The organism is Microcoleus sp. D3_18_C2 (genome assembly GCF_036702395.1).
Taxonomy (GTDB): Bacteria; Cyanobacteriota; Cyanobacteriia; order Cyanobacteriales; family Microcoleaceae; genus Microcoleus.
In genome coordinates, this window is record NZ_JAUBTG010000035.1 from 21,094 (window position 1) to 44,431 (window position 23,338).

Sequence of the window (23,338 nt, forward strand, 5' to 3'; positions counted from 1 at the left end):
TTGTGGGATGGGCGTCCCGCCCGTCCACTCATGACGGGCTATAAGAGCCCATCCCACTTTCAAGAGTGGAAGTTATTTAATTCTCATTCCTTAGTTGGGCGAGATAATTGACATACTGGTGAAGGCGATCGGTTTCAGTGTCAAGTAAACGACTAGCCCAAGAATGTACATTAAGTTGCGATCGCATTTCTCGAAATACCGCAGCATCCCCGCGATTTTCTAGAGGAAAAACCCAAGCATCAAATCCAGCCGACTTGAGCCGGCTAACAGTTCCCTCGCCATCTTGCACCCACAATTGAGGGCTAATGCGAAGGGGTTGACAGGAATATTCGCCGACAACCATTCCCCCCACAGAAACGCTAGCATCTTCTCCACGATTGGAAAGTTCTTGCAAAATAGCTTTGAGGGAATTGAGTTTTTTCCCGTCTTGTACTTGCTGCGGTGTCAGCTTGACAATCACCATTTCTAAAACTTCGACAGGTTTTGTCGATCGTACAACGTTGACTGGTTCCGCCGGCCAATGGTTATTTATTTCCGGTTGGGCCCTCTCGATTTCCTCTTCAACCTGTACTGTTTCCACCGGCTTTGCAGTGTCTACAATTATCTGAATTTCCTCTCCATCTTTCTCGATTTTTCCACTAATCAGTAAGATAGCATTCTCTACAATGTAAGGTTTCACTTGTTCGTAAGACTTGGGGAACACCACAGCTTTTATTTGAGCAGTCAAATCTTCTAATTGCAAAATTGCCATCGCATCGCCTTTTTTTGTCACTACCATTTTGATAGCGCTGAGCATGACAATAACTGATACTTTCCCCTTTTTATCTGCTAACTCTTCGAGAGTCACCACATCGGGGTCTGGGTTTACTTGCATGAGAAACTTTAGGGGATGTTCTGACACATAAAAGCCAAGCAGTTCTTTTTCTAAACGCAATTTTTCTTGGTTGTCATAATCTTTTATTAATTTAGATTTTGGCGCGGACTCATAGGTATTGACTGACTTGCCAAAGCTATTCCCACCTAACAAGTCAAAAAGATTACCTTGGCCGCTTTCTCGGTCTCTTTTGCGCTCTTGCGCCCATTTAATTACCCCTTCGAGGTCGTGTACTAATTGATTGCGGTTGTGTTCAATTTTATCAAAAGCACCGCATTGAATTAATGCTTCTAAAGCGCGGCGGTTGACAGAATGGAGATTTACGCGATCGCACAAATCAGCCAGCGATTTAAACTTACCCCCTTCCTGCCGCGCCGCCAAAATATTTTCAATTGCCGCTTCTCCCACATTTTTAACCGCCGAAATTCCAAACAAAATTTTATCTTTTGCAGAGCCAGTCATCTGTTTCGGCATCGGTGTAAAAGTAAGTTCCGAGCTATTAACATCGGGCGGCTCAACCTCAATACCCAGCTTGAGACAATTGGCAATATATTTCTGTACTTTATCCTGATCGCCCCTGTTAGCCGTCAGCAGTGCAGCCATGTATTCTAGAGGATAATTCGCCTTTAAATAGGCAGTTTGATAAGTGATATAGGCATAGGCCATTGAATGGGATTTATTAAAACAGTTAGATGCCACCAAACTATTTTCTAGGATAAAGTTATGTTCTCGTTCAACGCCTATGTCATAGACCTCTTGAGTTCCTAGTGATTTTCGACTAATAATTTTAACCATGTTTGTAACTCCTGAGAATAGCCTCTATTTTAGTTTTCTTTCGTTGCAATCCCAAGCTGGGATATTGATACACAAAATCATAGAATGCTTGTATATTTTTTCGACTAAAGATTCTCCAATAATAAACTTTTTTTAATTGATGCTCTTGTACAGAACCCATCCCTAGGTGCATTGCTAGTTCGCGGGCAAATTCAAAGGAACCAACAATGCAGACTAAACCGCCACTTCTACCTTTGTTTGCATAAGCACAACCGTCACCATCAAAATAGCCTAACACATAAGACCCTAAATATTTTAAGTTAGGGAAATAGGTAACTTCCGAAAAAGTTCTTCCTGTTATGATGCCGTAGCTCTGTAAAGAGCTTGCCAGCTTTTCAGAAGAAAAATTTATTCGGTAGTGAGGAGCATAATTTTGAGGCTGAATAACTCTAATTTCACCAGAGTATTGTAGCTCTATGCTGAGCATTTCTGTAAGTTCTTTGTCAATAGATTCAAAAGCTACATAATTAGTTTGAGTAACGCAGCCATCAGCAGCTATCAATCCTAATAAATAAGCTTTAGCTTGAGAGTCAATTACATCAAAATAGCTCTCATTTAAAGTATAGCGGTTTCGCCGCTTAGTATTAATGTCGGCTTCTTTTAAAACCCTTGAAACTGCTCTTTCACTCACACCAAGGTAGTTAGGAATGTCTCGACACTCCATGCCCTGATTAAAAGCAGAAATGATTTGTTCCTTGTGTTCCGATTTTAGCTGCCTATAGTCGAGATACATTTTATATATCTGAGCTAGAGTTGATTTGTTTTAAGTCTAATCCTTGTTCAAAGATTTCGTCAATGGGCAGCATTTGACCGCCAACAGTCATAAACTTGTGATCTTTTGTGGCGCGAATTATCGAGCCATCTTCCAGGCAATACTCAAAGACCTCCTGCTGCCCCCGGCGATGCCACTGTGCAATTGACTGTGTATAAATATAACCGTTGCTATCCACACTATAAACAGTACATTCAATTTTTTCCTCAACAATTTTGCCAATAGCCATGGGCCCATATTCCACCGTCAATATCTTCGTGTCATAGCTCAAACAATATTCCGCGAATTGTAGCATCTGGGCGAACAACTTTTCAGCAATTCTTTGACTTACTCCATTCTTAGTTGCCCCATCGATAAATGTTTCTTTTTGCTTCTGCATTTCATCAGCTTTCTTCTTACCCATTGCGCGCCGCAGCAAGTCAGCTTGACCCAAAGAATAGCCCGCCAAATCTTGAGCCATCCGCATAATTTGCTCTTGAAAGCAAAGCGTTCCGTAAGTCTCTTTTAAAATCGGTTCTAATAGCGGATGATCGTACTCAACGGTTTTACCGTGCTTGCAGTCAATAAACTGAGGAATCAAACCTGCATCCAGCGGCCCAGGTCGGTAAAGTGCCAAAATAGAAGAAATATCATCAAGACAGGAAGGTTTGAGTTTTTTCACTACATCCAGCATTCCAGAGGATTCTAACTGAAAAATACCTTCTAAATCTCCTCTTTCTAAAAGTCTATAGGTTTTATCTACATCATCTGGTAACTTTTTGATTCTGCCAAAAGTCTCTTGAGCTCTGCGCTCAATATCAGAAGGTAGCATTTCTGGATCGACAATTAGATTTTGGGTTTGTTTAATATAATCAACAGTTTTCTGGAGCGTTGTTAAATTTTTTAAGCCCAAAAAGTCCATTTTCAGCAGCCCCAAAAATTCCAAATCTTCCATGAAATATTGGGTAATCACAGCACCCTCATTATTTTTTTGCAGCGGTACAAGTTCATCCAATGGCTCTGAAGAAATTACCACACCTGCTGCGTGAACGCCATAGGTTTTGTTGGTTCCTTCAATGCGAATTGCCATGTCAATCCACTGACGGACTGGGACTTCAGTACCAGTTTCTGCATTTATGCAAATTGTATTTTCATAGTTGTCTTTAAATTCCTGTGCAGGTGTGTCATTGGAAATCATCACTTTAAGTTTTTCCGGTTTTCCCCTGGACACGGGAATTAATTTAGCCATTTCGTCGGCTTTTTTGTAAGGAATACCTAACACTCTGGCAACATCTTTCAAGACAGCTTTTGATGTCATTCTGTTGAAAGTAATAATTTGCGCTACGCGCTCGCTACCATATTTTTCCGTAACGTATTTAATCATGTCGTCCCGCCTTTCTATGCAGAAATCGCTATCAATGTCTGGCATAGATTTCCGTTCGGGATTGAGAAATCGCTCGAATAGTAGTCCGTGGTGTACGGGGTCTATATTGGTGATTTTGAGGACGTAGGCAACTAGAGAACCTGCGGCAGAACCGCGTCCTGGCCCTACTGGAATATCGTTGTCTCTAGCATATTTTATGTAGTCCCAAACTACTAAAAAGTATTCCGAAAATCCCATCTGCTGAAGCATTTTCAGTTCGTATTCTAGTCTTTGTTTGTAGACTGGGGGGATTTCATTTCTGGTGCGGGCTTTGAGGCGTTCTAAGAGTCCCAGCCAGGATATTTCTTCTACATAAGTATCGGCTGTATGTTCGGGGGGAATTGGAATTGTGGGAATTCGAGCTTCTCCTGTGAGCTCGTATCTCGATACTTTATTTGCGACTTCTAGGGTATTTGCGATCGCCTCTTTGATTGTTTCATCATCCAAATGGTCTCGAAACAGTTGCGCCATCTCCTCTGCGGACTTAAGGTATTCAGTACCGCTGTAGCGCATCCGCTTGTCTTCTTCAATCAGTTTGTTGGTGTTAATGCACAGCAAAGCATCGTGTGCTTCTACGTCGTTGCAGGAAATATAGTGAGAATCATTGGTGGCAATTATTTTAATTTTGAGTTCGCGGGCAATTTTGACGATTTCAACATTAACAATCCGGTCTTCCGGGGAACCGTGGTCTTGAATTTCTATATAGTAATCTTCTCCAAATACTTCTTTATACCATGTGGCTACTTCACGGGCAGTATCTAGCTTGTTTTGCAGAATCATTTGGGGAACTTCGCCGCCCAAACAAGCACTGGTAACAATTAAACCTTCGGAGTATTGTTTTAGCAGTTCCTTGTTGATGCAGGGGCGGGCAAAAATACCTCTTTCTGGCATTCCCTTTAAGTGGGAAATTGTGGTTAGTTTGACTAGGTTTTTATAACCTTGGGTATTTTTAGCTAAAACAACTTGATGGTATTTTCTTCTACCTCGAACTTTTACTTCAATGTCGCCGTTGACGACGTACATTTCATTGCCAATAATCGGCTTGATATTTTTATTTCGGCAAACTTTGATGAGCTCGATCGCCCCGTACATCACCCCGTGATCTGTAAGGGCGATCGCGGGCATCCCCAATTCCACCGCCCGTTCTGCGAGCTGCTGTAGCTGAGACGCCCCATCTAGTAAGCTATAATCGCTGTGAATGTGCAAACCAACGAAGGACATAGCGATTTTGGATTTTAGATTTTAGATTTTAGATTGTACACCATCCGGATAGAGAAAGATCAATTGACACTCCCCGGTCTGAAGACACGGGGATTCTTAAGGACAAACTTTGGGGGATGAACCCACCCAAAGTTTGATTCTTAAAGGGTTTGTCAGCAACCCACTACCCACTCGCTCAACAATTGAGTCTATGGCTACATTTGATTTTCGGATGATATTGGCAGCACCATTTACATCTGCATTCAGTATTAATCCGCTCGCCGAACGGTACAAACCTCTTTTGATTCTTTTACCTGATGGTTGCCAATTGTCAGGTTTTTCACCAACTTTAACTGGCAGAAAATCTCGGTCTAAGAAGCTGGCTTTTGAAGTGTAAGATTCATCCTGTTCTACAAATCTCCATCCTAGAGAATCGCATTCTTGTTGTAATCTTTCTTTGACTTTAGCTGTCGGTATTTGGACAAAGTTCTGATTGGTTTTTCCTCCCATATTGACCTCTTGCTTCTGTCCTTTATTCCAACCAAAGGCTATGACATTAATTTGGTAACTTTCGCAATAATCTATGATAGTTCTGACAGCTTTATTAACCGCATCTCTCATTCTTCTGGCGCGATTTTCCGATAACTGTTGCAGTTTTTTTGACGAGAATCCTTGAGGTAGCTTATGTCGGGAATGTTCTGATTGAACTCTGGCTTTTTGTTTGTTAAACTCTTGGTTCCAAGATTTCAGCTTATGACCATCAATAATAAATGGCTTACCATTGCTAGAAACACAAGTTAGCCAGTTGTTGATACCATGATCTATGCCCAGAATCCCTGTTACTTCGAGACTACAGCTAGGAGCTTGCTTGGTAAGAGATTCATGGACGTATTCAATCCAGACCTTACCATTTCTAGGGATTAACCTGAGTTCTTTAATCTGGCAACCCTTAAGCCTTTCTGGTAGTGGAATCCAGAGAGCATCTGTCCCGAAGTGTTCTTTCCCTTGCTTTCCTAGAGGGAGTCTTACCCTATTGCCGACTATTTTTAAGGCTTGTCCCGGATAGGAAACTTGGTACATACCGCCTTTGGTTCTGTACTTAGGCAATCTGGGTTTTTGATTGATTTCCCCTTTTTTGACTAACCTTTCTAAGGCTCGGAAAGAGCTGAAAGATTCAGCAACAGATTTAAGGGATTGTTGCGCGACTTGCGAGTAAAGTAAGCTGTAATTCTCGTTAGTTTTAGCAATCCTGTACAAGTCGGGATATTTAACCGCACTTTTGTCTTTAAAGTATCGTTGCCGACTTTCGTAAGTCCCGACATTAAACAGATTGTTTGACCATCTCAGCAGTTGCTCTACAATGGATTTGTCGAATCCCTTTAAATGCCAGATATCTTTTTGTACTGCATACATTTGACTTTCACCTCCCTTGATTAATTTTACTGCATTTGGTAGTTGGGAAATTGGTAGGCAGGATAAATCCTGCGATGCCCTTTCATCCCTGGACTAAAGTCACAGGGTTTTCAGGGAGTTTTTTATAAAAAAATTTGGGACTCAATCGTTGTTCTCTCGTAGGGTGGGTATCGATTGCATTACTAAATAGCGATCGCACTGTTACAAACTTGCTTGTTTCAAATAACGATCCAAGTCTTTAACCCGTTCTTGTGTCACCCTCGCTCTGCAATAACCGTAGGTAGAAGCAGCCAAAGTTCCACCTTCAAACTGCCCCATTTCATAATTGCAAGATTCATCTCTAAACTTGAGCCAACTACGCTGTGCTACTATCAATCTTTGCTTTTGTTTGCTGTTGAGTTTCGGCTGAAGTTGCTGATATACTTGATTGAGTTTTCTGTCTGCTGCCTGAAACTCTTGACTGGAACACGCATTCTGCTCCTGTGTAGTTTGAGGACTTTTGCAGTTAGGCTGTTGGGCAAGTTGCCAGGAAGTGTTGCTGGCTTTGCTGGGAAGCAAAAATCCGGCTGTCAACAACAGCGAACTCGCGGCTAATTTGACCCAAATAGTGATTTTTTTCAAAATATTTACCTCTTTTTCAATCTTTAATTTTTTCTGGTTGAGCCGATCGCCAAATCCACCAAGCCGCCGCCCACAAAGTAAAATTGCCGAATAGAGTCATCGCCGCTTGCAGGGTAACAATCCATTCTAGGGCTGGGGAGTTGTCAAAATAGTGCCATGTACAGGCACACATAGCGCTGACGAGAGCGGGCAGCATTCCGGCGGAAAGGGCCCACCAAGCTCGGTTTTGAGTGACTTCGCCGTAAGTCCAAATTAACCAGATGGCGGCAATCCACTCGACGACGCTAGAGACGTGAATAATCCAGGTGGGAATTGACAAAGCGTGCATTTTTTGTATGGTGAACGAAGATGAAAGATTTATCGATCGGGACTTAGGCAACTGTCATATAAAGTATGATGAGTCAGTCGATTTTAGATTTTAGATTTTAGATTTTAGATTTACTCCACAGATGAATCTTGGAGCTTGAGCTTTAGTCTAAAATTTTAGGAGCATCCACGACTTAAGTCGGGACTTGTACCTGTTTTTGGGCCCGTCATACAATTTTAGATTAGCGATTCGAGATTTTATTAGATTTGCGATTTGAGCTGACTGATGACGTAAAGCCTTGAAGTTTGCTGACAGTAACATTTTTTTGGGTATTAGTATTATCAAATTTCAAATCTCAAAAAAATCTAAAATCCAAAATCTAAAATCTAAAATAGTTACATTCCCCATTACCAACAAAGAAAAGAGTAGAAATGCGAGCAATTTTGTGCGGCTATTACGGTAAAGGCAACGGCGGCGACGAGGCGCTGTTGGCATCGCTACTGCAAATGTTACCTGATGGCGTGACGCCGATCGTCCTGTCTGGCAATCCTGTCGAGACAAATCAGCGGTACGGGGTAGCTGCGCGCGATCGCATGAATGCGTTCCAAGTTCTAGAAGCACTCCGCACCTCCGACGCGCTAATTTGGGGCGGCGGTAGTTTAATCCAAGACGCTACTAGCATTGTGAGTCCTTTCTATTATGGTAGTTTGATGGGATTAGCGCAGCAGATGGGCTTAAAAACTGTTGCTTGGGCCCAGGGAATTGGGCCTTTGAAGCGCGAAATCACTCGCAAGTTATCTCAGCGCTGTTTTGCCGGATGCACCGCCGTCAGCGTGCGGGATAAAGGTTCAGCTACTTTACTCGCAGATTGGCAAATTCCCTTTACTTTAGCGCCCGATCCCGTGTGGGCTTTGGAGAATTCTCCCGTGTCGGGTTTGTGGGATTTACCTGCGCCCAGAGTTGCTGTTTGTTTGCGTTCTCACTCTACACTAACTCCCGCCCGTTTGTCAATCTTAACTCAAGCTTTAGTTGACTTTCAAAAAGCAACTCGCACCTTAATTTTGCTGCTGCCTTTTCAAGCGTCTCACGACTTAGAAATTGCCAAACATTTGCACGAAGCGCTGCCCAAAAGGAGCCGCATCCTCAGTTTAGACGATCCGAGAAAGTTGAAAGGAGTGTTCCGGGGAGTCGAAATGGCGATCGGGATGCGCTACCACAGTTTAATTATGGCAGCATCCGAAGAATGCCGCTGTTTTGCCCTCAGCTACGATCCCAAAGTCAGTCAATTGATGGATGAGTTAGAAATGCCGGGATACTTATTATCAGAATTGCCAGAAGATCCTTATTTAATCAGCAAAACCTGGATCGAACACTATGCTAACGGCGACGCCTTATCGCCAGACAGGATAAAATTTATAGTAGAGCGATCGCTCTTTCATCGCGAAGTATTGCGAGCCGCGCTCCAGTAATCTCATTGAGAGGTGAAATACAATGACAGTCAGTACAGCCGACTTAAAAATTACCTGGGAAAAATTGCCAGACGACTTCATTTTAGACGAGGAACCTGTGGAAAATATCGACCAGCCATTCCTCGCTGCTGCCTTGCGCGAAATCCTAGAAATCGCAGGGCTAATTTTAACAGGAATATTAGTTGCCCCAAACATGGGAATTTGCGCTACATTAAACGGCAAGCTAGTTATTAAAGCTCCAGATTGGTTTTATGCCCGCAACGTCCAGCCGCTTTCTAGTCAAGAAATTCGCCGCAGTTACACTCCCAACTTAGAAGGGGAAGTCCCGGCGATCGTGATGGAATTTTTGTCAGCTAGTCCCAACGATGAATATTCTAGTAAACAAACTTATCCCCCCGGCAAATGGTATTTTTACGAGCAAATATTGCGCGTTCCAGTCTATGCACTTTTTGAACCAGCCGCCGGAGTGTTAGAAGTCTACCATTTGGATTCATCAGTAAAGTATGAAGTACAACCACCCGATGCTTTCGGCCGTTATTGGATTTCAGGAGTTGGGTTATTTCTGGGTGTTTGGCAGGGAACAAAAGCCGAAAGAACGGGATATTGGTTGCGGTGGTGGGATGATAGCGGAGAGATGTTATTGTGGGGAGTAGAGATGGTAGAAAGGGAACGGCAGGAAAAAGCAAATGTTCAACAGCAAGCCGATCGACTAGCCGCCCAATTAAGAGCAGCAGGCATTGAACCAGAAGCCTAATGCAATAATGAGCAATTAAACTTTTCCGCGGAAAAATTTTAATTGCTCATTAATTAAAAAGTATTGAACAACATCGCAAACATCAATATTTATCGGCGTTAATCAGCCTTCATCAGCGGTTAAAAATTACATTCAGGAGACAGCAAAATTGGCAAGAGTAAGAGTGCGGGAACACGTCAATCCCCTATCAATTAGATATCAAGCATCTGCAAGTCCCCCGGATTGGACTAAAATCTATGCGGACTTAAATTTACCGCTGCATTTAGATATCGGCTGCGGCAGAGGACGGTTTTTGTGGCACATGGCGCAAGTACAAACTGACTGGAATTTTCTAGGATTAGAAATTCGGGAACCTCTGGTAGAAGAGGCGAATCTTTGGCGGGACGAAAAAGCCTTGACAAATTTGCACTATTTGTTTTGCAATGCGAATAGTTCCCTGAAGCCGATTTTAGAAACTTTACCCGCAGGTACTTTGCAGCGAGTTAGCATTCAGTTTCCCGATCCCTGGTTCAAGAAAAAGCACCACAAACGGCGGGTGGTACAGCAGGAATTAGTCAACGAATTGGCAATTTATCTGGCAATTGGCGGTGAAGTTTTTATCCAGTCAGATATTGAGGAAGTAGAAAGCGAAATGTGCGATCGCTTTTCATCTCACCCCAGTTTTAAACGTCAAAATGGGGGCGAATGGTTAGCAGAAAATCCCCTGCCTGTTCCTACTGAAAGAGAAATTGCTACTCTGAAACGGGGCGAACCAGTTTATCGAGCACTGTATCAAAAATAATGCTCGCTTTTCCCAACTCACCTTTGTCATAAATGTTATAACTTACATCTTGCACATTGGTTAGGAACAGGCAAGATGCCTGTTCCACAAAACTTAATTTTCTTGTGGAACTTTATTTAGGAACAGGCAAGATGCCTGTTCCACAAAACTTAATTTTCTTGTGGAACGGGCATCTTGCACCTTTGTTAGGAACAGGCAAGATGCCTGTTCCACAAAACTTAATTTTCTTGTGGAACTTTATTTAGGAACAGGCAAGATGCCTGTTCCACAAAACTTAATTTTCTTGTGGAACGGGCATCTTGCCCGTTAATAAAAAAATTATTTCTAGCTTAAACCCAAGATGGCAGCCACATCCTAATTTTCCATTCCATTTGCGACAAAGGCAGTCCCAAATAGATAGGCATCCAGAAAATAAAAGCACCCAAAACCAGAAAAATAATTGTTACCCCCATCCCTCGGAGTCGAGTTTGAGGGCTGTGCAGCCACCTGTCAACCCACCAAGCAAGTGCTAAGGCTGAAAACACAGAACAGCCCATATAATGGTACAAAAATATGCAGCGAGTCACCTTCACCCAAGGCAGCAAATTAGCGGCCCAATTAACTATTAAATATAACCCCAGCCACATTTCAGCAGTCGGCGGAAACAAAATCGGCCGCTGCTGTTCTATCGTGTCAACAGAAGCCTCGCTGCGCGTTTGCAGCCACACCAAAATCCGGTGAACTAAAAGTCCTATTACTAGCACTAAAGCTAAGGTTGACAGCCACCAAAGGAAGGGATTTCCCATTGCGTGAACGTCAAAAATTACCTCAGTTGCACCTTCAGGTAAAGGCGGCAAAACCGGATCTGGTTGGGCATTGTTGCTAGCTTTTTTGAAGAAGTAAACTATCGGGCGCAGCATCAACGGCCAACCGTACCACGCGGAACAGTAAGGATGTACATCTGGGCCGCTTTTAATCCGCTGGTGATAAGTCAAAATTTCCGTTTGCATCTGCCAGAAATTGGGAGTTGGATTAAAGTGCAGGTGAGGAATCCAGGATATGCTATAAACTAAAATAGGAATAATAGCTAGACTAAACCATACTTCTATAAAACTGAGTTGAGTCAGTTTTTGTACGGGACTTTCGGGAGGAATTAGAGCCGAATTAACCTCGCGAACCTGTTCTTCATCTTCTTTGTTTCCCTGAATAAAACGAACTGCCCAAGCGCACAGCAACATCAGATAAGTACCGAAAAGAAACCACAATCCGTTCCATTTGATAGCCGCAGATGCGCCGAAACCTATCCCGGCTAGCACCAGCCAAAACCAGCGCTTCTTACCTTCAGCTTCTACTGATTTTAAAATAAATAACTGGCCTAATATTCCAAACAAAACTAGATAAATGTTGTTCAGCGCGTAGCGAGATTCAACTAAAAACAAACCGTCGCAGGCGATAAATAAAGCAGCCAGAAAAGCAAAGGTGCGGCGCCCAACGAGCTGATAAGCTAGGGCTCCGACAACTAGGGGAATAAAGGAACCTGTGAGAGCATTCAGCCAGCGGTAATCCCAAGGAGAAAGCAGGGAGCCAGCCATACTGTTGACGGCGGTTTTGCCGAAGGGAAGGTGAGTGCCGATCCAAATGCCGATCGCAATTATGTACTGGCTCAGAGGCGGGTGAGCGTTGAAAAAAGGAGTTTTTGTGAGATAATTGTTGGCAAATTTAGCGTAATAAACCTCGTCAAATACTAAGGTGTTAAATCGCTCTAGTTCCCAAAAGCGGAGAGTTAAGGAAAATAGAAAAATGCCTAGCATTGCTAGGGAAAAAATAACATTCGATTTGTTAAATTGTGTTTTCTTGATTTTCATAAAACAGCAGCAAATAATAGATCCTAAATTTGAGGGCGATCGCTAATTTAAAATTCCTGAATATAGAGTAACCTAAAATAGGACTTGTGCAGAAACCGAATTTTTGATGAGAAACCGGGTTTTTTGGAAACACCCGGCTTCTAATAATGCTTGGAGAGTGCAGCGAGAAGCAGTAACGACTATTGTTTCACCAAATGCTCCCGATCTAATTGGCCAGCCGGAAGGAAAAGCGCGGATCACAAGGTGCGATAGATTATGATAGCAGCTAATCATGTCTTTTTTTGAGCGAGTGCTTATGAATCCCATACTTTCGATTTGGGGGCGTTGGGGGTTAGCTGTAGGTGCGACTATCTTGATGGGATCTGCCGCCGCGCCAAATCCCCAGACATTTGAAAGTTTTGCTGATTTTTGTAGCAACAAAGAGAATTTGACCCCTGAAGCCAGACATACGGTGGAGGTGTTGCTATCAAAAGCAAAAACACAAGAGTGCGATCGCGCTCAAAAAACACTGACTAATCTCACAGAACTTTCCCTGATTCGCAATCAAATAGTCGATATCAAACCATTATCAAAATTCACCAATCTGAGAAAGCTCAACCTCAGTAGAAATCAAATAACAGATGTGCAACCCTTATCGGGACTAACAAATCTGAGATCTCTCGTCCTCAATTTCAATCAAATCTCAGACGTGAAACCATTATCGGGACTGACTAATCTGACGGATCTTTTCCTCGAAGCCAATCAAATCGTCGATGTAAAACCTTTAGCTGGATTGACTAATCTAACAGGGCTGTCCCTCGCATCTAATCAAATTGTAGATGTGACACCTTTATCGAGAATGACTGAGTTAAACTTTCTTTATTTGAGTGACAATAAAATCGCCGATGTGAAACCATTATCGGGATTGACAAATCTGATATTGCTTTTCATCGAATCCAATCAAATCGCAGATATCAAACCTTTAGCGGGATTGACAAATCTGACCGCCCTACACATCAGTAGAAATCAAATCGCAGATGCCCAACCTTTAGCGGGATTGGTATATCTGACCACCCTCGATGTCAGTAGAAATCAAATCCCGGATGGGGAAGCCGATCGATTAATTGAGAAAAACAAACAACGATTAAATCAAAAAACAGATGAAGCCGAGCGCTTGATTCAAGAAGCTAGGCGATTATTCGCTCAAGAAACAGCAGCATCTTACCAGGAGGCATTGCAAAAGTTTGAGGCAGCGCGTTCGCTTTATCAAATGCTTATAAATCGGGAGAAGGAAGCTTACACACTGCATCAAATGGGCTTCATTACTAATAGATTAGGAGACAGACAGCAAGCCCTGAACTACTACAAGCAAGCCCTTTCTTGGAATCGGACTTTAGCCGATCGCCCTAAACAAGCCGTCATCCTCAACAATATCGGCGCCGTCTACTATGCTTTGGGAGAGAAACAGCAAGCCATCGACTACTATAACCAAGTCCTTTCCCTAATTCGGGAAATGGGCGATCGCCCTGAAGCAAGTATCAACCTCAGCAACATCTCGAACCTACCCGCAAACAGCGACACATCTTTGGGCGATCGCACTGCGGAAGCCACCACACTCAACAACATCGGCTTAGCCTACAACGATTTGGGAGAAAAACAGAAAGCAAAAGAGTATTTCAACCAAGCCCTTCCCTTATTCCGCGCTATGGGCGATCGGGCTAAGGAAGCCACTATCCTCAACAATACTGGCTTAGTCTATTCAGATTTGGGAGAAAAACAAACAGCCCTCGACTACTACAAACAAGCCCTCGATTTGAGACAAAAAGCGAGAGATCCGCGTGGAGAAGCCCACACCCTCAACAATGCAGGTAATACTTACTCAGAATTGGGAAAACAGCAGAAAGCAGAAGAATATTTCAACCAAGCCCTGCCACTGTTTCGCGCTGTGGGCGATCGTCCTGGGGAAGCCCTCACCCTCTACAATAGGGCTATTCTCAAAGGCGATCGAGGCAATTTAATCGCAGCCCTCACTGACATTGAAACCTCCATCAAAATCATCGAAAACCTCCGCACCAAAATTACCAACCACGAGCTCCGCATCTCATACTTTGCCACCGTACAACACTATTACCAGTTATACATTGACCTGTTAATGGAACTGCACAAAACCAATCCCAACTCTGGTTACGATCGCAAAGCCTTAGAAGCCAGCGAAAGTTCCCGTGCCCGCAGCCTTCTCGAACTTCTTCAAGAAGCAAACGCCGATATTCGCCAAGGTGTAGCCCCGGAATTATTGCAGCAAGAACGCAATTTACAACAGCAACTCGATGCCTTAGAAACACGCCGAATCGAAACTCTAAGCCGCCCCAATCATACCCCCGCAGAAAAAGTAGAATTAGACCAAAAACGGCAAACTTTACTAGGACAATATCAGGACATTCAAGCCCAAATCCGCTCCACCAGTCCCCGGTACGCCACCCTCACCCAACCGCAACCTCTAACGCTGGCACAGATTCAACAACAAATCCTCGATGACAATACCATTTTACTCCAGTATTCTTTAGGGAAACATCGTAGCTATCTCTGGGCTGTGACTAAAACCAGTATCACCAGTTATGAATTGCCCAAACAGGTTGACATCGAAAAAGTCGCCCGCAATTTCCGCAATGCTGTGACTAACCCGCGCTACCGAAACATTCCCGATCGAGTTGCTGAAGCTAACAACACGCTTAGTCAAATTATTTTACAGCCAGTAGCAGCACAACTCGCTCAAAAGCGCCTGCTGATTGTTGGCGATGGCATTCTCAATTACCTCCCCTTTGCCGCCCTCTCACTCCCCGGAAAATCCGGTGAAAATGGGAATTCGCCTTTAATTGTAGACCATGAAATTGTGCTGCTGCCTTCTGCTTCCACCTTGGGAATCTTAAGACAAAACTACAATGACAGACAACCCCCAACTCGGACTTTAGCAATGCTCGCCGATCCAGTTTTTAGCGGTGACGATGAACGAGTCAGAACCCAGTCTAATAGCGCCAATCCCCAAGCAATAGAATCAGTAAATCTCGGTTTAAGCCGCTCTAGCCGCGCCAATAACATACAGTTGAGCCGTTTACAATTCACTCGCCAAGAAGCTCAAATCATTCAAGCGTTAGTTCCGGCCAATTCTCGCACCGCATCTTTGGATTTTGAAGCCAGCCGCGCCGCAGCAACCAGTCAGAACTTAAGCCAATATAAAATCATTCATTTTGCCACTCACGGTTTAGCGAATAGCACTAACCCGGAACTATCGGGAATCATCTTGTCACTGGTAGATGAAAAGGGGAATCCCTTAAACGGATTTCTGCGACTTACTGATATTTTCAATCTCAAATTAGCAGCAGATTTAGTAGTGTTAAGTGCCTGTCAAACCGGATTAGGGCAGAACATTCAAGGCGAGGGCATGGTAGGATTGACACGGGGATTTATGTATGCAGGGGCTCAGCGAGTTGTGGTGAGTTTGTGGAATGTGGATGATGAAGGAACAGCTACATTAATGTCGAGTTTCTATCAGGGAATGCTGCAAAAAGGGTTAAGGCCAGCGGCAGCATTGAGGGCGGCACAACTGGAAATGTGGAAGCAGGAAGAGTGGCGTTCTCCTTATTATTGGGCGGCTTTTACTATTCAGGGGGAATGGCGATAAATTTTATGAAAAACAGCTAGGATATCAAGTCAGGTTAATAGTTGATAAATCTTATATGGTAATAGTCGAGCCAATTTTTGCGATGTGGCGGAATGCTTTTTGTGAGTTTTATTGTCCGCTGCTACTGCCATTCTCTCCATTGCCTCACAATATCTTCTAGTTCCCCAGCAAACGAATCAGTTGCATAAAGATCAAAGTTATTAATCATCTCGCTTTTTTCTAAGGGAGACTCAGCTTGAAATATAGATTCATCTAAGTTAAAAAGCGATAATTGGCGAGACTCGTCATCCGATGGATTCTGGTGTAGCGATGTTTGCTGGCTGACAAAATCGCCCATTCGTTCGCAACCCTTAGCAAAACGGCGCAAAGTAGTTGCGATCGCCTCAGAACTATTATCAATTCCTATCCATCTCCTCCCAAACTCCGAAGCCACACTCAAAGTCGTACCAGAACCAGCAAAGCAATCGAGCACTAAATCATCAGGATTTGATGAAGCTCGAATAATTCGACTAAGTAAATCGCGGTTTTTCTCAGTTGGATAACCTGTAATTTTAATATTCTGATTGTGAGCATCGCGAAACTCTAGCCAAATATCTTGTACGGGAATCCCGCTACTGCTATCCAAATATATCTTGCGACGGGGATTTCCTGTTGCAGACCAATATATTTCCCCTCTAGCATCCATTTCATCTAGTGTTTGAGGTGGAAATTGCCAATGCTTTCCCGGTGGCGGATTCATCCCTCGCCAAGACTTTCCAGTTTCGCCATTTCGCACTCCAGGCGCATGAATCGGAACCTTTTTATATCGCCGTCCAGTTTCCTTTTCAATGTATTCATATTCTTTGTTGGCGCGCTTATCTGTCCATTCTTCAACAGGACGATTCCAGACATAAGTATCTGATTTACTATAAAACAGGATAAAATCTGAAACATTGCCGTAAGTCTTTTTTGTGTAGTTCTTTGGATTACATTTTTTGCGAGTAATCCAATTTCTAAAATTGCGTTGACCAAAAATTTCATCCATAATCACCTTGATATAAAATGCCATTTTATCATCAAGATGGACATATATTGAGCCGTCATCAGCTAATAACTCTCTCAATAGTATCAACCTCTGACGAATAAATTCAATATAGCTGTTACCTGCTAATAAGTCAGAATAAGCATCAGTCTGAGATCGCGATTTAAATATAGTTTTCGTTGCAAAAGGCGGATCTATGTAAATTAATTTTACTTTACCTTGAACAGAGTTATCTTGAAGTAAATTTGCTAAAATGGGCAAGTTATCACCATAGTATATACGGTTTTCATCCAGCCCACTTGGCTGTTCATTGTTAGCCCACAATTTTACACATTTAGCTTTCTTAGTGCCTAAAACTTCACTAGCAGGCTGTTTTCCCGGATATAAAAAACACGCATCCAAGCTATTGTTTAATTTACTTTCATTAAGATTGGATGTAGCTTGATCTTTCGATTGTTTTTTTGAAATACCAGTAGCCATTCTCACTCCTATTTTTAATAACGCAGCCATTCCACTGTAATTCGGTCTGGAACCATACGCAGTGTCAATACCATAATCTGATCTGGCCAACTATTTTCAATATCTGCGTAGTCATCCCACATTGAACCGAGTAAAAGACCAGGCCCATCATTCAAAAAAATTACCTTAGTTCTTAAATTGTGATTTTGTGCGTAACTGAGGATTTCATCAGCACAGCTACGATAACCGCCTGTTCGATCGTCTTCTTGTGCACCACCTCTATCTGAATCATATCGTGCTAATCCTATTGCCAGCAATTCATTTTCATTAATATCGTAGATTGCAAAATCAACTGGGCGTTTCGGGTTGGAATAGTTTGCGAAGACATTTCCCATCAGGATATCTTTTCCGGCTCGCTCTGGCCCTCGGATTGCCAAGTATGGAAAATGTAAGCGGAATAAGGAAAAAAACCTTTCAGTTAGGTCGTATCCTTTGTTGCCACGACTTTTGTATTCCCACAACAAAGCGGACATTGCCTCGTCAGGAATAGGACGAGTCATGTATGCAGCTTGAACTTCTTGAACAGACCTAAAACGAGCTCCAAACTGATTGCAAATATCCGCTGTCTTTTTTTTCCTTCTGAGCATTTCAACTGGAATCTCAGGGCTAACATACTTGCGAAACACCCTGAGAAGTTGAACTCGCATCCATGTGCTAGGAACCTCAGAAATCTGTATAAATAGGCGCACTGATGATTCAGAAGTCCTGAGTAATTGCCCAAACATTACTAAAACTGGTTCGTAAAGTTGGCAAGCCTCTTGTAAGATATCTGGATAGTATTCTCCTGTCATCAAAGTTATCCAGTTGTGTCCATCTGCTTTGTATTCTACAAAAGAGTTGCGTCTTCCCGATATCATATTACTCACCCTTCATCTCACAATTAACTCCTTCATAAATTTCGCTTGAATTTGAAACTCGATCGCACGATCGAGCATCAAAACTAATCTAACATTATACCTAAAAAAAGCGGCTCCGCTTGCCGCAGAACCGCCGTCACAGAGGATGAAAAATCAAAACTTAACGCACAGCGCCCTGTACTGAAGGTGATTCAATTGTTTTCATGAAGTACAGCTTCAACAACTGCCAGCCGTTCGACAAGTACAAAGGCAATTTTTGGAAGAATTGCAAGAATTTCGGAGTATTAGAAGCAACAATTGCTGTCAACTGCTGATTGTTCTTGAGGCAAATATCCAGCCGTTCATAAAATTCTGGATTGTTCACGTCCAGCATGACGGGGAATACGCGGCCTGCTGTTTCGTTGGTCTTTTTGATGACTTCGATGTCGTATTCGCGAGCATCTAGACCGAGCGATCGATAAAAACCCGCACGCTGGATATCATTGAGATACATTGTCGCGAACACCGACAGCAAGAAGAAACGGCACCACAGCTTAGCGCGCCAATCGTTCAACATCTGAGGCTGAGCTCTCATCACCGCATCGAAGAAATCTCCGTGGCGGTTTTCATCCTGGCACCAATTTTCAAAGAATCGGAAAATCGGATAAATCTGGTCTTCAGGATGGGCTTTTAAGTGCTGGTAAATCGTGATGTAGCGCCAATAACCAATCTTTTCAGACAAGTAAGTCGCGTAGAAAATAAACTTCGGCTTAAAGAATGTGTAACTGCGGCTCTTTGTCAAGAAACCCAAATCCAGGGACAAATTAAAGTCGGACAGCGCTTTGTTGAGGAATCCGGCGTGCCGCGCTTCGTCGCGGGACATCAGGTTGAAACCCTCGGCGAGCACTGGATTTTTGTCTTTGAGCCTGCGTCCCAATTCTTTGTAAAGCAAGAACCCAGAAAACTCAGCGGTGCATGAACGTTCTAGAAACTCAATGAACAACTGGCGTTTTTCGCCGTCAATGTGATCCCAAGATTGAGCGAACTCCTCATCCCGCACGAAGTGGTTTTTGTTGTAGTCAACGCGGAACTCTTGGATAATTGCTTCTAGTTCGGCTTCGTTTACCGAGATGTCCATTTTGGCCATCTCGTCAAAATCTGTTGTGTAAAATCTCGGCGTGAGAATAGTTTCTTTGGCTGGGGCTTTCACTCCCGGCCGCAGTTCTTCAAAAGTGGGTTTTTTGAGGGAATCTACCATATGTTTATTGGATTTCTGCTTATAACTACTCGCTTGTTTCCATTGTCGGGTACTGCGGGCGATCGCGCTCGTGTATGTCCGGCCAGCGCTGGCGGCGCGCTTGCTTTGGCGCTCCGTGTGGAATCCAGGTCTAAGCTGCTGTAATTTCCACGCCCTCCAGTTTACCAAGCTCTCGCCCGCGAAAATATGTTGCTGGCGTTAAGAATTGCTACGCAAAATTACTCATGGGCATGGGCATGGGGCATGGGGCATGGGGCCTAGGGCATGGGGAATTGGGGAATTGGTAGTAAATAACCAATAACTTCGGACTATGCACAAATATCTGCTGGTGTCAAACTGTTCAAACACCAGATAGAAAGTACAAAATGGATAAAAGGACTCCAATTCTTAGAATAACCAGGCAGGACGGTCAGAAAATGAGCAATTTAGGTGTTAGTTACCTTTTATGGGCAGCTTGTTTTTTCGGCCCCTTCGGACTCCACCGCCTCTACAACGGCAAGATTGGTACGGGTTTGCTGTGGCTGTTTACCTTTGGTTTGTTTGGGTTTGGGCAATTGTTTGACTTGCTGCTGCTGCCGAACATGGTGGACGAACACAATGCCAGTCTCAGGGGCAAACTCGGCGTATCTCGCGAAGGTATACCGCTATATCCCAGCAACGGGGCGATCGCCGCGACATATCCCAAGCAAACTCCAGACCAGTTAGGGGTTAAACTCCTGAAGGCAGCTTATACCAAGAACGGAAGATTATCTGTCACCCAAGGGGTGATGGCAACCGGCGCTACTTTTGCCGAAGTGGAAGAGGCTTTCACGGCACTGCTCAAAACGGATTATGTGAGTATCGAGAACGATGCGGTAACTGGCGTCGTGATCTACCACTTTCACGAACTTTAGCTGCTGCGGGTGCGTGATCTAGGGGATTTTGTCTATTTTTCCAGAAGCTAATCGCTGACGCACCCTACTACTTGATATTGGTTGGTGAGCAGTTATTGCCGTTTTTTGAGTAAGCATTGCCGACAAAATCGGCTAGAATGTTTGTTTGTCTATATAAGCAGAAAGTATTTAGCGTCATGGCAGTCCCTAAGAAGAAAACCTCCAAATCCAAGAAGAATATGCGTAAGGCCACATGGAAGCGCAAAGCTGTAGTGGCAGCTCAGAAAGCTCTGTCTCTGGGCAAATCTGTTCTGACTGGACGTTCCAACAGCTTCGTGTATCCTGGCAATGAAGAAGAGGAGGAAGAATAGAAACGGAATACCGGGCATGGGGCGAACCCGATGCCCGATCGATCAATCCTTTTTTGCTGCTGGTAAAATCAGCATGGCATCGCCAAAGGAATAAAAGCGGTACTGATGCTCGATCGCTTCTCGGTACAAATCCAACAGCCGAGGCCTTCCAATCATCGCACTTATCATCATCATCAAAGTAGAGCGGGGCAAGTGAAAATTGGTAATCATCCCCTCTACAACCCGCCACTTGTAACCAGGGTAGATAAACAAATTAGTCTGGCCGCAAAAAGGTTGCAAGGAAAAATCGCCACTCGCGGCGGCGGCTCCCTCTAAAGCTCGCACTGCTGTTGTACCCACGGCAATGATCCGCCCGCCTCGGGCTTGAGTTTCCCGGATTTTCTCGACGGTGGCGGCGGGTACTTCCACCCATTCGCCGTGCATTTTGTGAGCCGTCACGTCTGCCACCTCCACCGGGCGAAACGTCCCTACTCCGACGTGTAAGGTGACAAAAGTTTTTTCGATTCCCCGCTGTTCCAAGCGGCTGAACAATTCTTCGGTGAAGTGCAGGCCTGCTGTGGGGGCCGCCACCGCCCCAAGCCGATCGGCATAAACAGTCTGGTACTGTTCCGCTGAAGCTTGGGAATTTTCGATGTAGGGCGGCAGGGGTATGTGGCCGTATTCGTCCAAAAACTTCACCAGATTCTCATCTGTGGGGATGTCAAACTCCAACAGCCGTCCCCCTGTGGCGTCGTCCCTCTCTATAACTGTTGCAGTCAATCGACGACGATCGGGTATCGTGGCATCGGGAAGGCAACAGCAAGGAGCTGTGGTCGAGTCCTCACAGGCAGGGGCGATGGGATCAAACTCAATTTTTGCTCCCAACTTTAAGCGTTTCCCCGGTTTAACCAAAGCCAGCCAACAGTTGTGCTGCCGTTCTTCCATCAACAATATCTCCACAGCCGGGCCGTTGGGTTTGTGCCCGTAGAGCCTCGCTGGCAGCACGCGGGTGTTGTTCAGTACCAGCAAGTCGCCCGGTTGCAGCAAATCGGGTAAATCCCTAAAAATCCGGTGTTGGTGGCTGCTGGGAGAATCTACAGCCAGCAAGCGAGAACTGTCCCTCGGCACTACGGGATTTTGGGCAATGCGCGAGGGCGGAAGTTCGTAGTCGTAGCCGTCCAAAGACCAGTCCATCTCTGTCATCAAGTGAATTCCTGTGCGATCGATCTGTCAACTGGGTAACAAATTGGGTAAAAACCCCCATGCAAAGTCGGGTGCTTTTCCCCTTGTGGTGGCGGGTATAGCCCGCGAGGATAGAGGTGTAGCATCAGCTTTGCTCATAAGGATCGTTATGGAATACCTCTACTACATCGCCAATACTAGCCTTACTCTGAGAGTCGTGGATTACCTACGCACGGCTCATCATCTTCCCTTGCAATTTATCACTGTTATTCACCAAATTGACGGCTGGGTGGTAAAGGTGAAAATGAGCCAATATTTAACTCCCGAAATGCACGGGGATTTTCGGGCTTTTATGAACGAACTCGGGATTCCTTACGATCCTGAAATTCGCTTGCAAATGGCGCTTTGGAGTTTGGAAACCGGACAGTCGCCACTGAGCGTGATGCGCCGCTACCAGGTGGCCGTGGTTTGTCACGGCAGCCCTGACCGTAAGGAAATTGAAGCGTTTCGCCAGCAGTTTGTCAAGGGTCTGGGATATTGCCCGGAAACTCTGGCCTAGATTGCTACGCATATACATTAACTGTGATGACAGAACAGGAGAGGGAGAGAAGGGGAAAGCGGGAGAAGATTTAACGCTTTTTTCAGCTCCGTTAAAGCTCAAGAGAGAAATGCGCGACAGCCTAGGCAAGTTAACAATTAAAAATTACCTAGTGGCATTGGTTTGAGATTTTACCCTCTGAATTTTAATTATATATTTTTAAATGCTAAAAGCCGATCGAATGTATTCTTGCAGGGTGAGTCGGTAGTTTCCTGCAAGGGAATATTGAGAACTGGCTGCTGTTAATGGTGGTAATATTTGCTTAGTGTTTTGTTGTGAAGGTTCGCACCTGACTAAGGCGACATCAAAGCGACAAGAATTATTTGCTAAATCTGGGTGAGTGCTTAAAAATATTTCGGCTGTTTGCCAAAGCTTGGCTTGTTTTCTGGTATTAACAGCCAGCATTCCACCAGCATCCCAATTTCCCCGGCGGCGAGTTTTTACCTCTACAAATGTTAATGTTGGGGAATGGGGAATGGGGAATGGGGAATGGGGAATGGGGAATGGGGAATTTTCTTTACCTATGTTGATTTCGCTTTCTTCATCTCTTCCGAGTGCGATGATGTCAATCTCTCCCCAACGACAGTGCCACTGCCGGTGCAGGATTTCCCAACCTTGCTGCTGCAACCAGTCGGCGACTAAGTTTTCTCCCAATGTGCCGATATCCCTAGAGTTTGGGGATTGGGGGGAATTGGAGTTAGCCGTGGCGAGCGGGCGAGCGCTCTTTCTGGTAGAATTCAATTCTGAACTGTCACGACTGCCCATTAGCTTGA

General features: G+C 44.2%; 19 protein-coding genes. 7 read left to right on the forward strand and 12 right to left on the reverse strand.

Annotated features, from left to right (window positions below):
• Positions 1 to 76: 76 nt before the first annotated feature.
• The 6 genes from QUA88_RS19560 to QUA88_RS19585 form a co-directional block, all read right to left on the reverse strand.
• Positions 77 to 1,669 (reverse strand): helix-hairpin-helix domain-containing protein, encoded by a 1,593-nt coding sequence (locus QUA88_RS19560; protein ID WP_333207650.1) that lies wholly within the window; start codon positions 1,667 to 1,669, stop codon positions 77 to 79.
• A complete protein-coding gene (locus QUA88_RS19565) occupies positions 1,662 to 2,441 on the reverse strand; it encodes an LAGLIDADG family homing endonuclease (RefSeq protein ID WP_333273263.1) in 780 nt (259 codons plus the stop codon). Before QUA88_RS19565 ends, QUA88_RS19560 begins: the two co-directional genes overlap by 8 nt.
• A gap of 1 nt (position 2,442) precedes the next feature.
• The gene (locus QUA88_RS19570) at positions 2,443 to 5,103 is read right to left on the reverse strand and encodes a DNA polymerase III subunit alpha (RefSeq protein ID WP_333273266.1); all 2,661 of its coding nucleotides are present in this window, start codon (positions 5,101 to 5,103) and stop codon (positions 2,443 to 2,445) included.
• Between the two features lie 96 nt (positions 5,104 to 5,199).
• On the reverse strand, positions 5,200 to 6,495 hold the full coding sequence (locus QUA88_RS19575) for a transposase (RefSeq protein ID WP_333233606.1): 1,296 nt from the start codon (positions 6,493 to 6,495) through the stop codon (positions 5,200 to 5,202).
• Between the two features lie 201 nt (positions 6,496 to 6,696).
• The gene (locus QUA88_RS19580) at positions 6,697 to 7,116 is read right to left on the reverse strand and encodes a lysozyme inhibitor LprI family protein (RefSeq protein WP_333207654.1); all 420 of its coding nucleotides are present in this window, start codon (positions 7,114 to 7,116) and stop codon (positions 6,697 to 6,699) included.
• A gap of 16 nt (positions 7,117 to 7,132) precedes the next feature.
• Complete coding sequence (locus QUA88_RS19585) at positions 7,133 to 7,444, reverse strand: DUF2499 domain-containing protein (RefSeq protein WP_333154630.1); 312 nt, start codon at positions 7,442 to 7,444, stop codon at positions 7,133 to 7,135.
• A 410-nt stretch (positions 7,445 to 7,854) separates the two neighbouring features.
• Here QUA88_RS19585 and csaB point away from each other — a divergent pair, with 410 nt between their 5' ends.
• The 3 genes from csaB to trmB all read left to right on the forward strand — a co-directional run bounded on the left by csaB (position 7,855) and on the right by trmB (position 10,427).
• The gene (gene csaB, locus QUA88_RS19590; protein ID WP_333273270.1) at positions 7,855 to 8,892 is read left to right on the forward strand and encodes a polysaccharide pyruvyl transferase CsaB; all 1,038 of its coding nucleotides are present in this window, start codon (positions 7,855 to 7,857) and stop codon (positions 8,890 to 8,892) included.
• A gap of 22 nt (positions 8,893 to 8,914) precedes the next feature.
• The gene (locus QUA88_RS19595; RefSeq protein WP_333273273.1) at positions 8,915 to 9,646 is read left to right on the forward strand and encodes a Uma2 family endonuclease; all 732 of its coding nucleotides are present in this window, start codon (positions 8,915 to 8,917) and stop codon (positions 9,644 to 9,646) included.
• Between the two features lie 148 nt (positions 9,647 to 9,794).
• Positions 9,795 to 10,427, forward strand: coding sequence for a tRNA (guanosine(46)-N7)-methyltransferase TrmB (gene trmB, locus QUA88_RS19600; protein WP_333273276.1), 633 nt, complete (start codon positions 9,795 to 9,797; stop codon positions 10,425 to 10,427).
• A 329-nt stretch (positions 10,428 to 10,756) separates the two neighbouring features.
• Here the strand turns inward: trmB and QUA88_RS19605 are convergent, their stop codons facing one another.
• Positions 10,757 to 12,271: a phospholipid carrier-dependent glycosyltransferase gene (locus QUA88_RS19605; protein ID WP_333273279.1), complete on the reverse strand. Its 1,515-nt coding sequence runs from the start codon at positions 12,269 to 12,271 to the stop codon at positions 10,757 to 10,759.
• A gap of 295 nt (positions 12,272 to 12,566) precedes the next feature.
• Here QUA88_RS19605 and QUA88_RS19610 point away from each other — a divergent pair, with 295 nt between their 5' ends.
• Entirely contained in the window at positions 12,567 to 15,929 is a 3,363-nt protein-coding gene (locus tag QUA88_RS19610; RefSeq protein ID WP_333273282.1) for a CHAT domain-containing protein, read from the forward strand.
• 121 nt (positions 15,930 to 16,050) lie between these two features.
• Here QUA88_RS19610 and QUA88_RS19615 read toward each other — a convergent pair whose 3' ends face one another.
• From QUA88_RS19615 to acsF, 3 genes are all read right to left on the reverse strand, one after another.
• On the reverse strand, positions 16,051 to 17,460 hold the full coding sequence (locus tag QUA88_RS19615) for a site-specific DNA-methyltransferase (protein WP_333057183.1): 1,410 nt from the start codon (positions 17,458 to 17,460) through the stop codon (positions 16,051 to 16,053).
• Entirely contained in the window at positions 17,445 to 18,326 is an 882-nt protein-coding gene (locus tag QUA88_RS19620; protein WP_333273285.1) for a hypothetical protein, read from the reverse strand. Before QUA88_RS19620 ends, QUA88_RS19615 begins: the two co-directional genes overlap by 16 nt.
• Positions 18,327 to 18,486: 160 nt before the next feature.
• Positions 18,487 to 19,563 (reverse strand): magnesium-protoporphyrin IX monomethyl ester (oxidative) cyclase, encoded by a 1,077-nt coding sequence (gene acsF / locus QUA88_RS19625; RefSeq protein ID WP_333057206.1) that lies wholly within the window; start codon positions 19,561 to 19,563, stop codon positions 18,487 to 18,489.
• Between the two features lie 416 nt (positions 19,564 to 19,979).
• On the opposite strand from acsF, the gene QUA88_RS19630 reads away from it, so the two are divergent.
• Both QUA88_RS19630 and rpmF read left to right on the forward strand, forming a co-directional pair.
• On the forward strand, positions 19,980 to 20,456 hold the full coding sequence (locus tag QUA88_RS19630; protein ID WP_333273288.1) for a TM2 domain-containing protein: 477 nt from the start codon (positions 19,980 to 19,982) through the stop codon (positions 20,454 to 20,456).
• A 176-nt stretch (positions 20,457 to 20,632) separates the two neighbouring features.
• Entirely contained in the window at positions 20,633 to 20,806 is a 174-nt protein-coding gene (gene rpmF / locus QUA88_RS19635; RefSeq protein ID WP_006632406.1) for a 50S ribosomal protein L32, read from the forward strand.
• A 42-nt stretch (positions 20,807 to 20,848) separates the two neighbouring features.
• Here the strand turns inward: rpmF and queA are convergent, their stop codons facing one another.
• On the reverse strand, positions 20,849 to 21,988 hold the full coding sequence (gene queA / locus QUA88_RS19640) for a tRNA preQ1(34) S-adenosylmethionine ribosyltransferase-isomerase QueA (RefSeq protein WP_333273290.1): 1,140 nt from the start codon (positions 21,986 to 21,988) through the stop codon (positions 20,849 to 20,851).
• A gap of 148 nt (positions 21,989 to 22,136) precedes the next feature.
• On the opposite strand from queA, the gene QUA88_RS19645 reads away from it, so the two are divergent.
• Positions 22,137 to 22,526 carry a hypothetical protein gene (locus QUA88_RS19645; RefSeq protein WP_006632408.1) on the forward strand — a complete coding sequence of 130 codons (390 nt, stop codon included), beginning with the start codon at positions 22,137 to 22,139 and terminating at the stop codon, positions 22,524 to 22,526.
• 198 nt (positions 22,527 to 22,724) lie between these two features.
• Here the strand turns inward: QUA88_RS19645 and QUA88_RS19650 are convergent, their stop codons facing one another.
• A complete protein-coding gene (locus QUA88_RS19650) occupies positions 22,725 to 23,330 on the reverse strand; it encodes a YraN family protein (protein WP_333273292.1) in 606 nt (201 codons plus the stop codon).
• Between the last annotated feature and the right edge of the window lie 8 nt (positions 23,331 to 23,338).